The organism is Mesorhizobium sp. WSM4976 (genome assembly GCF_029625685.1).
GTDB lineage: Bacteria > Pseudomonadota > Alphaproteobacteria > Rhizobiales > Rhizobiaceae > Mesorhizobium.
Window position 1 is genome coordinate 41,476 of sequence record NZ_JARTVT010000001.1, and the last position, 13,058, is coordinate 54,533.

General features: G+C 65.0%; 14 protein-coding genes. 1 reads left to right on the forward strand and 13 read right to left on the reverse strand.

Features of this window, described 5'->3' with window-relative positions; all coding sequences use genetic code 11:
* Position 1: 1 nt before the first annotated feature.
* From P9272_RS00205 to P9272_RS00260, 12 genes are all read right to left on the reverse strand, one after another.
* Positions 2-415, reverse strand: a complete 414-nt coding sequence (locus P9272_RS00205) for a DUF126 domain-containing protein (RefSeq protein ID WP_278157931.1) — start codon at positions 413-415, stop codon at positions 2-4.
* Positions 412-1,665, reverse strand: coding sequence for an aconitase X catalytic domain-containing protein (locus P9272_RS00210; protein ID WP_278157933.1), 1,254 nt, complete (start codon positions 1,663-1,665; stop codon positions 412-414). The genes P9272_RS00205 and P9272_RS00210 overlap by 4 nt, the downstream gene beginning before the upstream one ends.
* The gene (locus P9272_RS00215) at positions 1,662-2,150 is read right to left on the reverse strand and encodes a GNAT family N-acetyltransferase (RefSeq protein ID WP_278157935.1); all 489 of its coding nucleotides are present in this window, start codon (positions 2,148-2,150) and stop codon (positions 1,662-1,664) included. The genes P9272_RS00210 and P9272_RS00215 overlap by 4 nt, the downstream gene beginning before the upstream one ends.
* 4 nt (positions 2,151-2,154) lie before the next feature.
* Complete coding sequence (locus tag P9272_RS00220) at positions 2,155-2,910, reverse strand: molybdopterin-synthase adenylyltransferase MoeB (RefSeq protein WP_128256877.1); 756 nt, start codon at positions 2,908-2,910, stop codon at positions 2,155-2,157.
* A 133-nt stretch (positions 2,911-3,043) separates the two neighbouring features.
* The gene (gene recF / locus P9272_RS00225; protein ID WP_128256876.1) at positions 3,044-4,204 is read right to left on the reverse strand and encodes a DNA replication/repair protein RecF; all 1,161 of its coding nucleotides are present in this window, start codon (positions 4,202-4,204) and stop codon (positions 3,044-3,046) included.
* Positions 4,205-4,230: 26 nt separating this feature from the next.
* On the reverse strand, positions 4,231-5,349 hold the full coding sequence (gene dnaN / locus P9272_RS00230; RefSeq protein WP_073989394.1) for a DNA polymerase III subunit beta: 1,119 nt from the start codon (positions 5,347-5,349) through the stop codon (positions 4,231-4,233).
* A 16-nt stretch (positions 5,350-5,365) separates the two neighbouring features.
* Complete coding sequence (locus P9272_RS00235; protein ID WP_278157939.1) at positions 5,366-5,545, reverse strand: hypothetical protein; 180 nt, start codon at positions 5,543-5,545, stop codon at positions 5,366-5,368.
* 4 nt (positions 5,546-5,549) lie between these two features.
* Positions 5,550-7,097 carry a chromosomal replication initiator protein DnaA gene (gene dnaA / locus P9272_RS00240; protein WP_278157941.1) on the reverse strand — a complete coding sequence of 516 codons (1,548 nt, stop codon included), beginning with the start codon at positions 7,095-7,097 and terminating at the stop codon, positions 5,550-5,552.
* Positions 7,098-7,939: 842 nt separating this feature from the next.
* A complete protein-coding gene (rpsT, locus tag P9272_RS00245; RefSeq protein WP_095819340.1) occupies positions 7,940-8,206 on the reverse strand; it encodes a 30S ribosomal protein S20 in 267 nt (88 codons plus the stop codon).
* Positions 8,207-8,392: 186 nt separating this feature from the next.
* Positions 8,393-9,166, reverse strand: a complete 774-nt coding sequence (locus P9272_RS00250; RefSeq protein WP_278157945.1) for an enoyl-CoA hydratase — start codon at positions 9,164-9,166, stop codon at positions 8,393-8,395.
* A 46-nt stretch (positions 9,167-9,212) separates the two neighbouring features.
* Complete coding sequence (gene mutM / locus P9272_RS00255; RefSeq protein ID WP_128256873.1) at positions 9,213-10,103, reverse strand: bifunctional DNA-formamidopyrimidine glycosylase/DNA-(apurinic or apyrimidinic site) lyase; 891 nt, start codon at positions 10,101-10,103, stop codon at positions 9,213-9,215.
* On the reverse strand, positions 10,096-11,334 hold the full coding sequence (locus P9272_RS00260) for a phosphopentomutase (RefSeq protein ID WP_278157947.1): 1,239 nt from the start codon (positions 11,332-11,334) through the stop codon (positions 10,096-10,098). Before P9272_RS00260 ends, mutM begins: the two co-directional genes overlap by 8 nt.
* A gap of 139 nt (positions 11,335-11,473) precedes the next feature.
* On the opposite strand from P9272_RS00260, the gene P9272_RS00265 reads away from it, so the two are divergent.
* Positions 11,474-12,406 carry a PhnD/SsuA/transferrin family substrate-binding protein gene (locus tag P9272_RS00265; protein ID WP_278157949.1) on the forward strand — a complete coding sequence of 311 codons (933 nt, stop codon included), beginning with the start codon at positions 11,474-11,476 and terminating at the stop codon, positions 12,404-12,406.
* A 4-nt stretch (positions 12,407-12,410) separates the two neighbouring features.
* Here the strand turns inward: P9272_RS00265 and P9272_RS00270 are convergent, their stop codons facing one another.
* Positions 12,411-13,022 carry a TadE/TadG family type IV pilus assembly protein gene (locus P9272_RS00270; RefSeq protein ID WP_128256870.1) on the reverse strand — a complete coding sequence of 204 codons (612 nt, stop codon included), beginning with the start codon at positions 13,020-13,022 and terminating at the stop codon, positions 12,411-12,413.
* Positions 13,023-13,058 lie beyond the last annotated feature (36 nt).

Below are 13,058 nucleotides of genomic sequence, written 5' to 3' on the forward strand. Positions count from 1 at the left end.
CCTAAAGGGCCACGGTAACCGCGCCGTCCGCGCCGACGCTTACCGCGCCCCCGCGGTAGGCGTCGAACGCGCCGCGGCTAAGCCGCACCGCGATCGGCGTTTCCCAGCCCATTTCCCGGGCGACGATCAGGCCAAGCAGCAGGATGGCGTCCGGCTCGTGCAGCACCAGGGCTGCCGGCGCGCGGCCGTTATGGACGAGTTCCATCAGAACCGCCGAAGCCGATGACGAGCCGATCGTGCCGGGCAGGAACAGCACCCGACCGGCAATGACTTCGCCATGTTGCGGGTGACGGACATCGGCGATGCGGCCGGTCCTCGGATCGACGCCGCCCCAGAAGCTGATCGGCGCCGTCAGCACCAGCGCCTCGCCTTCACCCGCCTTGCCCGGCACCAGGATCTCGGCGGCGGCGCTCATGCGGCGACATCCGTGAAGACCGGCCTGCCGAGGACCGCGCTTTCGACGCAGTCGGCGAGCGATGCGTAGAGCACCGCATAGCCGGTGTTGCCCGGGGCGTAGTGCGCGAACTTGCCCGAATTGGTCATCAGCACGCCATTGCCGAGTTCCGGCATGATCGGGGTCACCACCACGCAGGTATCGGCAACGATGACCACGCCGCTCGCCTCGAGCTTCTTTCGCCGGCCATCCTGCTCCAGCAGAGCGAGCGCGTGGCGGCCGGTGCAGGCATAGATCGGCACGGCAAGCCGCCGTCCGGCTATGAACCGCTCCAGACTGTCGAACTCGGCGTTCGATAGATGCGGGCTGCCGATCGCCACCGCATCGATCGTCTTGACCGCCGCCGCGGTCGACAAGCCCGCGCGGGCTTTGGCAACCATCTCAGGCGTCACGCGGATCACCGCTTCCGGTTCCGGTCCAGCCAGAATGGTTGCGACGTCGGGAGCCTCGGGCGTCACACCGGCGATGTGGAACAGGCCGACCGCACCGGACGATGCGGCCGCAGCGCCGAAGGCTTTCAGCGCGTCCTCGCCGGGATGACCGGCTACGCCAGTGACGACGCCGATCGCGTTGCCGACCTGACGGCCATAGAGGCTACCCAGAACAGGCCAGGCGATCTCGGAGGCAAGGAAGGAAGGCGACAAGCCCGAGACATCGAACACAAGCCGCGCCCGGCGGTTATCGGGCCGGTGCAGGCCGTAGTCCGGCGCGCGGCCGGTGATGGCGCAGGCAATATCGAGAAAATCGCCATAGCGATTGGTGCGCCCGCCCAGCACAGAGTTGCAGAAGACGACCGCGTTGGACTCGCCCCAGGCCACATCGCTGCCGAGTGCCGGCCTGTGTCCGGCCTGATAGGGCGCGCAGGTCCAGCTCTGCTCGCAGCCGAGCTTGCGATAGGCTTCCATCATTCGCCGCGCCATGCCGCGCTGCGGCTCTTCCAAGCGGATGCGCGAGCAGCCCATCAGATCCAGCGCTCCGACATTGAGCGTTGAGCGCACCGCGACTTTCGCGCCGCCTTCGACTAGTTTCTCGGCAAACAGCGTGCCGGAATCGCCGTGATAGAGCGCCCCGTCGATATGCGCGGACGCGATCGGGATGAGCCGCGGCGCGCCGAGCAGCCTGGCGCTTTGGGCGACGATGCGCATCGCCATGCCGGCGCCGTCCTGGCGGGCGGCGATCGCCTGTTCTTCCGGGCTGAGCGAAAGGCTCAAGACAGCACCTTGCGCATGGTGATGGAGGTCGGCCTGTCATAGCCCGCGTGCGCCGTGCGTTCGCTCTCGCGAAAGCCGAGCCGGGCGAAGGCCGCGTGGTTTGCGGTCAGCTCGATACGGGCCTGGAGCTCGATCGCATCCTTGCCCCGTTCGCGGGCAAGATCCTCCACCGCCTGCATCAGCCGGGCTCCGACGCCTTGACCCTGGAACTCCGGCTCGACCGCGAGCTTGCCGACATAGACATCCCGCGCCCGCTCCAGCGCGAAGACGCAGCCGACGATGCGGCCGCTCTCGACGGCCAGAAACCCTGTCTCCTTTTTCGCCTTCTCGGCAAGGCTGTCGGCGGTCAACAGATGCGCTGAGGATGGCGGGTCGATGACGCAGTCCATATAGGCAAAGGCGCGGCGGATCAGCGCGAGCAAGTCGCCCCATTGGTCGAAATCCGCGGGAAGGCCGATTATGGAGATGCCGACGGTCTGGTCCATGCGCTCAGACGGCCTTGTAGCGGATGGTGTCGAAGCGGGCCGTGAGCCCGTCATAGAGCAGCAGCCGGCCGATGAGCGGCTCGCCTATGCCCGTGATCAGCTTGATCGCCTCCATCGCCTCCAGCGCGCCGATGACGCCCGTCAGCGCGCCGACGATGCCGGCAACGGCGCAGGACGGCACCAGCCCTTCGGGCGGCGCTTCCGGGAACAGGTCGCGATAGCTCGGGTTGCGCTTGCCGTCGGCGCCTGACTCGAACGGTTTCAGCACAGTGACCGAGCCGTCGAAGCGGCCGACGGCGGCGGTGACGAGGGGCTTCTTCTCGCTTTCGCAGGCATCGGCGGCGGCGTAGCGCGTCTCGAAATTGTCGGAACCGTCGACAACGACATCGTAGCGGCCGACGAGGGCAGGGGCGTTCTCGTCCGTCAGCCTCAGGCTGTGCGCTTCGACCCTGACGTTGGGGTTGATGCGCATGATCGCTGCTGCGGCGCTGTCGGTCTTGGCCAAGCCGATCGTGTCGCTGCCATGGATCACCTGCCGCTGCAGGTTGGACAGGGAAACCGTGTCGTCATCGACGATGCCGAGCGTGCCGACGCCGGCCGCGGCAAGATATTCGAGCACCGGCGCGCCGAGCCCGCCGGCGCCGATCACCAGCACCCGCGCCCGCTTCAGCCTCTGCTGGCCCGGTCCGCCGATCTCGGGCAGCACGATGTGGCGGGCATAGCGTTCGAGCTCTTCGTCGGTGAGGGCGGTATCGGTCATGGCCGGAGCTTATCGCTGGCGTAGAGCCTTGTCAGCAAGCGCAAGGCAAAGCCTTGTGGTCCACACACGAAGCAAAAGTTTGGCATGAGGCAAGGCAAAGCCTTGTGGCGCAGTGCCGTAATAGCTTCACGGGCTAGTTGGTCGGCTCGACGCTGCCATGATCGACCGTTAGGAATTGCGCCCGGCCGGCAAGGCTTGAGAACAGGGCGGCATCCGTGCCTGTCATGAAGGCCTGGCAGTTGAGCTCCTCGAGGATCGCGAACAGCGCTGCGCGCCGGCCGGCGTCGAGATGCGCGGCGATCTCGTCCAGCAGCAGGATCGGTGTCAGGCCCGACATCTCGCCGGTCAATCTGGCATGCGACAGCACGATGCCGACCAGCAGCGCCTTCTGCTCGCCGGTCGAGCACAGCTCCGCCGGCATCGACTTCGGCCGGTGCCGCACCACGAGATCGGAGCGGTGCGGGCCGTCCAGCGTACGCCCGGCGGCACGGTCACGCTCACGACCATTGGCAAGAGCGGCACGATAGCCTTCCTCGACGTCGACCGCCGGTGCATCGCCGAGCGCGCTTTCAAGATCGCCGGCAAGGCTGATATCGGCCTGCGGAAACGGTCCGCTACCGGGCAATTTGTCGATCATAGCGGCAAGCAGCCGCACCAGTTCGGCTCGCGCCGCGGCGATCGCCACGCCGGTTTCGGCCATCTGCGTCTCGATCGCGTCGAACCAGGCGCCGTCGCGGGATCCTTCTGTAAGCAAGCGGTTACGGCCGCGCATGGCTTTCTCATAGTCGAGCGCGCGCTGGCCATGGCCGGGGTCGATCGCCAGCACCAGCCGGTCGAGGAAGCGGCGGCGGTCCGCCGCCGGCCCGGGAAACAACCCGTCCATCGCCGGTGTCAGCCAGATGACCCGCAGCCATTCCAGCATGTCCTCGGCCGATCGCGCCGGCGCGCCGTTGATCCGGACCTTCCTGCCGCCTTCGCCGGCGGCGTCGCCACCTGGAATGCCGGTACCGATCTCGACCTGTCCTTCCGGTCCCTCGATGCGCGCATGCAAGGCGAAGCCGCCATCGCCGCCTTCGCGCGCTACATCCGCATAGGGCGCGCGGCGCAAGCCCCGGCCCGGCGTCAGGAACGAGATCGCCTCCAGGAGATTGGTTTTGCCGGCGCCATTGTCGCCCGACAGCACCACCGCGCCAGGGGCAAGTTCGAGCGAAAGCGCCGCATAGTTGCGGAAATTCGTAAGCGTTAACTTACTTATGTAGCTTTGCTGCCGAAGCTGTCTGGCGTCTGAGGTCAAGGTAACACATCAGGTCCGTCCCGGACCTAGACCCGCATCGGCATCAGCACGTAGAGCGCGGTTTCGTCGGCCATGTCATGGATCAGCGTCGGCGAGCCGGCATCGGCCAGCATGAACTTGGCCTCCGAACCGGTGAGCTGGGCCGCCACGTCGAGCAGGTATTTGGCATTGAAGCCGATCTCGATCGGGTCCGACGAATAGTCGGCCGCCAGTTCCTCCGTGGCGCTGCCCGAATCCGGATTGTTGACCGCGAGCGTGAGCTGGCCGTCATTGATCGACAGTTTGACGGCCCGGCCGCGTTCGGACGAAATGGTCGAGACGCGGTCCACCGCGGCGGCGAAGCTCTGGCGATCGATGATCAGCTTCTTGTCGTTGCCGGTCGGGATCACGCGCTGATAGTCGGGGAAGGTGCCGTCGATCAGCTTCGAGGTCAAAACCACACTGCCGATGGTGAAGCGGATCTTGGTATCGGACAGTTCAGTCGTCACCGCGACGTCGGGGTCGTCCACCAGCTTCTGCAACTCGCTCACTGTCTTGCGCGGAATGATGATGCCCGGCATGCCTTCCGAACCTGCCGGCGCGTCGATTTCGGCGCGTGCCAGACGATGTCCGTCGGTGGCGACCGAGCGCAGCTTCAGCTTGCCGCCGACTTCAACGGTGTGCAGGTAGATGCCGTTGAGGTAGTAGCGCGTTTCCTCCGTCGAGATGGCGAACTGGGTCTTGTCGATCAGCCCCTTCAGCGCCGCCGATTCCAGCCGGAAGATATGCGAGAACGAGCCGGCCGAAAGCTCAGGGAAGTCGGATTGCGGCAGGCACTGGAGGCGGAAGCTCGAACGGCCGGAGGTGACGGTCATCGCGTTGCCGTCCTCGTCCGTCTTCAGCATCACCTCTGCGCCATCGGAAAGCTTGCGCACGATGTCGTAGAGCAGATGCGCCGGCACCGTCGTCGCGCCGCCGCGCTCGACCTTGGCGGGTGTCGCCTCCGTCACTTCGAGGTCGAGGTCGGTCGCCTTCATCTCGAGGCTCGCGCCCTCGGCGCTGAGCAGCACGTTGGAGAGGATCGGGATGGTGTTGCGCCGCTCGACCACGCGGTGGACGTGGTTGAGGGACTTCAGGAGATTTGACCGTTCCAGGATAACACGCATGACGAACAGGCTCGCTTCAACGAATGAACGGGTCACCGTCAGGCGGCATCCCGCGAAAGCCCTGAAAGGCTTCCAGAATCTCTGTAAGCTGATAGTAAAAAGCCTGCGAACGCAAGCCCGCGGCACCGGTTCCGGCCGGTTGCGCGGGCTTTCTGGGGATAAAGCCGGCGAAGCGGATCGCCGGCCATTTTCGCATTGCCTCAGGCCTGGTCGTTGATCAGCCTTCTGAGCAGTTCGAGCTCTTGCGCCAGCGTGTTGTCGCCGCCTGAAAGGTCTTCGATCTTGCGCACGGCATGCAGCACGGTCGTATGGTCGCGGCCGCCGAAACGCCGCCCGATCTCCGGCAACGAGCGGGGCGTCATCACTTTCGACAGATACATGGCCACCTGCCGCGGCTTGACGATGGTGCGCGTGCGCCGGTTGGACAGAAGCTCCGTCTTCGACACGTTGTAATGGCGCGCCACGATGCGCTGGATGTCCTCGATGCGCACCCGCTTCGGCTCGCCCGAGCGGTAGATGTGGCCGAGGATCTCGTCGATGCGGTCGATCGTGATCTGCGGCTCGAAGGATTGGCGAAACAGAAGCTGGTTGAAGGCGCCTTCAAGCTCGCGCCCGCTGCCGGTAACGGTACGCGCGACATGCTCCAGGATTTCGTCCGAGATGTCGAGCGAGGTGTCATCGCTCTTGGCGGTTGCGCGGCGCAGCTTCAGCATGCCCAGCCGCATGGCGAAATCCGGCGCCGACATTTCCAGCGCCACGCCGCCATTGAGGCGCGAACGCACGCGCGGCTCCAGCGATTCCAGCTCCGACGGCGGCCGGTCGGCCGCCACCACCACCTGCTTGGCGCTGTCGAGCAGCATGTTGATGAGGTGGCAGAATTCGTGCTGGATCGACTTGCCCTGCAGGAACTGCATGTCGTCGATGATCAGGAGATCGATGTCGCGCAGCTGCTCTTTCAGCGTCAGCGCATTGTTGTCGCGGATCGCGGTGGCAAAGCGCCACATGAAATACTCCGCCGTCAGATAGACGACGCGCGACTTCGGGTTGTGCCGCAGCGATTCCGCCGCGATCGCCTGCAAGAGATGCGTTTTGCCGAGCCCGACGGTGGCATGCAGGAAAAGCGGGTTGAAACGCACCGCGCTGGACTGCGATTCAGCCACGGCTCTCGCCGCCGCGAAGGCCACCCTGTTGGACGGCCCCTCGATGAACGAGGCGAATGTGTAGCGCGGGTCAAGCGGCGACCCAAGAACATTGTGGCGGAACTCCGGTTCCGCGGACGGACCCTGGCGGGGCGCCGGCGCCCGTTGTTCCACGCGTCCGGCGCTCGCGGTGCCGTTGGCGAGCGCGGTGTGCGTCTGCCTTGTCATCTTGCGGGCCGGCGCGATTTCCGGCTCGACATGGTTGCGCCCCTGGCGCGTCGCGGTGCGCACGACGATCTCGATCTTGAGCACGTCGGGATCCTCATGCCGCCACAGCTCCGCGATAAGCTCGAGATAGTGGCCGTTGATCCATGACCGCAGGAAGGCGGTCGGCACCGAGATGCGGACAATGCCGCGGGAGGTCTCGGCGACCTTCATGCGACCAAACCAGCTCGAATAGACCTCGGCCCCGAGACGCGCCTTCAGCTGGGCCTTGACCCGCTCGAACTTCTGCTCCGCGTCGCTGGATGCCGCCACGTCGTCCCCCCCGACAAAAGTTGCTGAAAATGGGAGTTCGCCCGCAATCTCCCTCTCGATGCCGCCTTGCATGATCAAAGTTCCTTGTCTTCTCGTACCCTTTTTCCGCCGGGGATGCGCCTCCTGCATCCTTGGTCCGGCGACCTCATTCGCCGCGCTGCCGCTGCCGCCGCCGGCAAACGGTCATCGCAACTCGCGCAAGGGACCAGCCGCCGGCTCCGCACGCCGGCTTCCGACAAAGACAAGGCAAAACGCTACCCTCCGGCGAAAACGCCGGCGAGACATCGACCGCCATGTACAATTACGCCAGTCCCCTACCGCACCGAAGAGACAAACCAAGCCACGCGCGGAATTGCTCCACGTCATGAATTCTGCCATTTTGTGCTGGCCGATTCAGGCTGGGTCAGGGGCTAGAGCCCGTCCCTTCGATGGATGGACATTACCGAAATCGCTGTGGATAGGGCAAGGCCACATCTAACGGTTTTTTAACGAATCTGGCTACCGGAAGGGGCTTGAAATCGGGTGCCGCCACGGCACCTTTTGACAAAGCCATTGTGATTCAAACCCTTTTCCGGCGAATATGAAAAAGACCGCCTGAAACGAAATATTCTGAAATAATTCTCTTGACAGCTACTTCTCCCCCGGCGTCCGACCGTGCATTGAACAAGCTGTGGATGACCGCCTGTAAACCTTTGAAAAAAAGCCGGAATTTCTGACAGGGGAATCTGGGCAGCTGTCGCGGCGGAGGCGCGCAGATATAAGCGGCGCTGTATATGCCGGCAAAACATTACCGGCGTTGGAATCGCCTCACAAAGTGCAGCTTGCGGGCAAACTTTTTAAGTACTTGCCGGCAAACGAAAAAACCCGGCCTGTACGACCGGGTTCAGTATCGATGGAGTGAAAGAGGTAGTCGGTCAGGCCGACAGCGTCTTGACCCGCTGGGCGAGTCGCGAAACCTTGCGGGAGGCCGTGTTCTTGTGGACGACGCCCTTGGTGGCGGCGCGCATCAATTCCGGTTCCGCAGCCTTGAAGGCTTCCACCGCAGCGGCCTTGTCGCCGGCGGCCAGCGCCTCTTCGACCTTGCGGACATAGCTGCGGACTCGCGAGCGGCGGTTCTTGTTGACCGCAGCGCGGCGGGCGATCTTGCGCGTAGCCTTTTTGGCCGAGGAAGTATTGGCCATGATGCCTCTCTTCTGATCTGGTAAACGCCAGCGATGTCGCAGGGCGCAAAAAACAAACGGGCAGCCACGGGCCGCCTCGGTTGGTGCGGCTTATAGTTCAGCTTTTCCGGCTCGTCAACGCCGCTTCGCGGTCTTTTTGGGGCTCGATGTCGCGTCCCGCAAAATCGCGGCCACTGGCCGACGCGCTTAGCGGTTCGTGAAGTTGGGCTTCCGCTTTTCGACGAAGGCGGCCATGCCTTCTTTCTGGTCGTCGAGTGCAAACAGCGAATGGAACAGCCGGCGCTCGAAGCGCAGCCCTTCGGTCAGTGTCGTTTCGTAGGCTCGGTTGACGGATTCCTTGGTCATCATGACCGACGGCAGTGAGAATTCGGCGATCTTCGCCGCCGCCTTCAGCGCCTCGTCGAGCAGCTCGGCGACCGGGACCACCCGCGACACCAGCCCGCAGCGCTCGGCCTCGGCCGAGTCCATCATGCGGCCGGTCAGGCACATGTCCATCGCCTTGGACTTGCCGACGAATCGGGTCAGCCGCTGCGAGCCGCCCATGCCCGGCATGACGCCGAGCGTGATTTCGGGCTGGCCGAATTTGGCGTTGTCGCCGGCGATGATGAAGTCGCACATCATGGCCAGCTCGCAACCGCCGCCGAGCGCATAGCCCGCGACCGCCGCGACGATGGGCTTGCGCGTTCGCGTGAATTCCTCCCAGCCGACGAAGAAATCCTGCGTGTAGGCATCCGCGAAGGACATCGCCTGCATTTCCTTGATGTCGGCGCCGGCGGCGAATGCCTTTTCCGAGCCGGTGAGCACCATCGCACCGATCCCCGCATCGGCGTTGAACGCGCCCGCCGCCGCAACCACCTCCGCCAGGACCTGCGAATTCAGCGCATTGAGCGCCTTGGGCCGGTTCAACGTGATCAGCCCGACCTTGCCGCGTGTTTCCACGAGAATGGTTTCGTACGTCATGGTTCGCTTCCTCCGCGGCAGTGGGACGATCGATATCGTTCCTAGCTTACCGCTGACAGGTCGGGCAATAGAAGGTCGAGCGGCCGCTTTGCACGATGCGTTCGATGTGGCCGCGGCAGCCCGGCTTCGGGCATGGCTCCCCCTCTCGACCATAGACCGCGAAGGAATGCTGGAAATAGCCAAGCGATCCGTCGGCCTTGACATAGTCGCGAAGCGAGGAACCCCCGGCGGCGATGGCATCGGCAATCACCGAGCGGATCGCCTCCGCGAGGCGCCCGCTTTGCTCTTTCGCCTTCTTGGCGGGCCCGGCAATGGTGCCAGCTTCGCGGAGCGGCGAGAGGCCGGCGCGCCACAAGGCCTCCGCCACGTATATATTGCCAAGCCCGGCGATCAGCCGCTGATCGAGCAGCGCCGCCTTGAGCGGCGATCTGCGATCCTTCAAGAGCGAAGCGAGCAGGGGACCGTCGAGCGCGTTGCCGGTCGGCTCGACGCCCAGTCCGGCAAGCATCGGATGCGTGTCCGGCGCGCCTTCCGCGAACAGCATGAAGCCGAAGCGGCGCGGGTCGTTGAAGATGACGCTGGACCGCCCGCCCTTTGGCAAGATGACGTCGAACACGACATGGTCGTGCGCGGCGCTCTTCGAGCGCTCGTGATGGAAGGAGCCGGGGATGTCGCTGCTCCCGGCGGTTTCGACCCGGAACGACCCCGACATGCCGAGGTGGCAGATCAGCACCGGGCCGTCTTCGACATGCATCGTCAGGTATTTGGCGCGCCTGCCAAGCGCCGTCACGATCTTGCCGGTAAGCCGCTCCGAAAAGCAGTCGGGAAAAGGAAAGCGAAGGTCGGGCCTGCGCGCTTCGACCTTGACCAGTCGCGCCCCCTCCAGCACCGGCTGCAGTCCGCGCCGGACGGTTTCGACTTCAGGCAGTTCAGGCATGGCCGCCTATCGTTGCGAGGAAGGACGTTCCGTGGCGGCCGGCTGCCAGGCCAAGGTGGTCAGCGACGGTTTCGCCGATGTCGGCGAAGGTCGGCCTCAGCCCGATGTCGCCGCCCTTCAGCCCCGGCCCGATGCCGATCACCGGAACGCGCTCACGCGTGTGGTCGGTACCGCGCCAGGTCGGGTCGTTGCCGTGATCGGCTGTGAGGATGAGAAGATCGCCCGGCCCGGTGCGCGACACCGCCTCGGGCAGCCGGCGGTCGAAGGCTTCGAGCGCGGCCGCATAGCCGGCGACATCGCGCCGATGGCCGAACTCGGTGTCGAAGTCGACGAAATTGGCGAAGACCAGGTCGCCTTCGCCGGCATCGTCCATGGCGCCGAGCGCCTTGTCGAACATCGCCATGTTGCCGCCGGCCTTGCGCACCTGCGAGATCCCGCGATGGGCAAAGATGTCGCCGATCTTGCCAACCGCGATGACGTTGCTGCCGCGCTCCGTCAGCCGGTCGAGCAAGGTAGGTTCAGGCGGCGGCACCGCATAGTCGCGGCGATTGTGGGTGCGCTGGAACGTAGCAGACCTCTCGCCCACGAATGGCCGCGCGATCACGCGCCCGATCTTGAGCGGATCGACGAGCCGGCGCACCGTGAGGCAAAGGTCATAGAGCCGCTCCAGACCGAAATGCGTTTCATGCGCAGCGATCTGCAATACGGAGTCCACCGACGTGTAGCAGATCGGGCTGCCGGTCCGGATATGCTCCTCGCCGAAGCGCTCGATGATCTCGGTTCCGGGCGCATGGCAATTGCCGAGGATGCCCGGCACCTTGCCTTCGCGGATGATCGCCTCGGTCAGCTCGGGCGGGAAGGCCGGTACGGTGTCGGGAAAGTAACCCCAGTCGAAGCGTACGGGCAGGCCTGCGATCTCCCAATGGCCGGACGGCGTGTCCTTGCCGCTCGACACCTCCTGGGCGGCGCCATGGAAGGCCGAGGCGATCAACGGCGCGGCGGAGTCGACCTGCAACCCGCTTGCCGCCCGTGCCGCGCGGGCAATCCCGAGCGACATCATGTTGGGCACGGCGAGCGGTCCCTTGCGCAGACCCTCCCGATCGGCGCGGTCTTCGGCGCAAGCCTTGAAGATGTGCCCGAACGTGTCGGCGCCGGCATCGCCATAGCGTTCGGCGTCGGCCGCGCCACCGATGCCGAAAGAATCGAGAACGAACAGGAACGCGCGCGCCATGGGTATCTTTATTGTCAGTCCTGGTCGCCAGACATAAGGTTCCCCGGCGGCGTTGGCAAATCGGAAACCAAACCGCAACCGCTTCGCGCGATAGTTGCGACGATGGCGCGGATAGGGCGGGAGCAAAGCAGGCATGGCGATGGGCGGCAAAACCGCGGCAAGGCAGTCGCTGAAAATGTGCGCGGCCGCTCTCTTGGCCTGCGGCGTCGCCGCATGGCCGGCACACGCCGACTGGCGTGACGACATCGGCACGTTCCGCATCGGCATCGTTGCCGAACCGGACGGCGGCAACACCGTCCCCGGGCTTGCGCGCCTGTCGGAAACCTATGCCAATGCGCTCGGCATGAAGGTCGAGTTCGTCATTGCGCGTGACTATGCGGCGCTGATCGAGGCGCAAGCGAGCGGGCGCGTGCAATACGCGGTCTATTCGGCACTTGCCTATGCCACAGCCTCGGAGCGCTGCGGCTGTGTCGAACCGCTGGTGGCACCGGTCGACGCCGATGGCGCCGTCGGCATCCGCTCCGTCCTGGTGACGCGTGACGGCAGGCTTCAGGATCTTGCCGCCATGGCTTCGCATCGGGTCGCGATTGCGCCGGCCGATTATGCCGGAGGCGCGCTGTTGCCGCTGGCGGCCCTTTCCGCCGCAGGGGTCAAGATTGCGCAGGATTCGCCGTTCCTGGCACGTGCCGCGTCGGCCACGGCCGCCGAGACGATGTTGAGCGGCGGCGATGCGGATGGCCTGTTCGGATGGGAGCCGGCCGACGCCGACGGCCAATCCGCCCACTCCGGGGGCACGGTCGCGCGGCTGGAGGCTGCCGGCATCCCCGGGGCGTCGCTTAGGGTGCTATGGACCTCCGACCTGTTGCGCTACGGGCCGCATGCAGTCCGCAGCGATCTCGATCCCGAGGCAAAGCGCCGGCTGACTGTCTTCCTGACCAATCTCCAGTCGCAGACGCCCGATGTGTACGACCTCCTCGAGAGGGCGCATACCGGCGGCTTTTCGCCGGTCTCACAGAAGGATTATGCGATGGCCGTGGCGATCGTGCGCCGGGAAACGGCAGGACAGGAATAGCCTGTCAGCAGTCGCTGCAGGGGATTGTCGGACTCCGGCGAGGCCGCAGGTAATAGGTCTCGCTCATCGAGATGTTGTTGAAGGCCGAGGTCAGCCCGAGCGTCTGCGAATTGCTGGCGGACCAGGTTATGATCGGTTTGTAGCCGAGGTCGCTTTCCACCCGCACAAGGAAAGTGTTGCGGATATTCAGCGTCGAGGGAACCGTGGTGATGGAGCCCTTTGCCGCATCGGCGCTGTAGGTGGTGCCGACAAGCTTGCGCGACCACGCAACCTGCACCTTCGGCGACGCCTCGTCCGTGATCTGTATGCCTGTGATGATGATGGTCGGCAGTGAGCGGTTGTAAGGCTGCAGCGTCGAAGTGCCGATCTGCATCATCGCATCGAGGTCGGCCTTCACGACCGTCTGCTGCTGCGTCACGAGGTCCGCCACCATGCTGCCGATGCGGCTGACTTTCTTGCTGGTCTCGATGGCCTGAGAGGCCTCCATCGTGATGAAATACATGATGAGCAGCACCGGCACGATGAACGCGAACTCGATTGCCGCGACACCGCGACGGTCGCGACAAAACCGCTCCACCTTCGCCGAAACCCGCCGCAGTGCCCCCGCACTATGCATATTCGCCTCCACTCCGACGGTCTTGGCCGTCGAGCA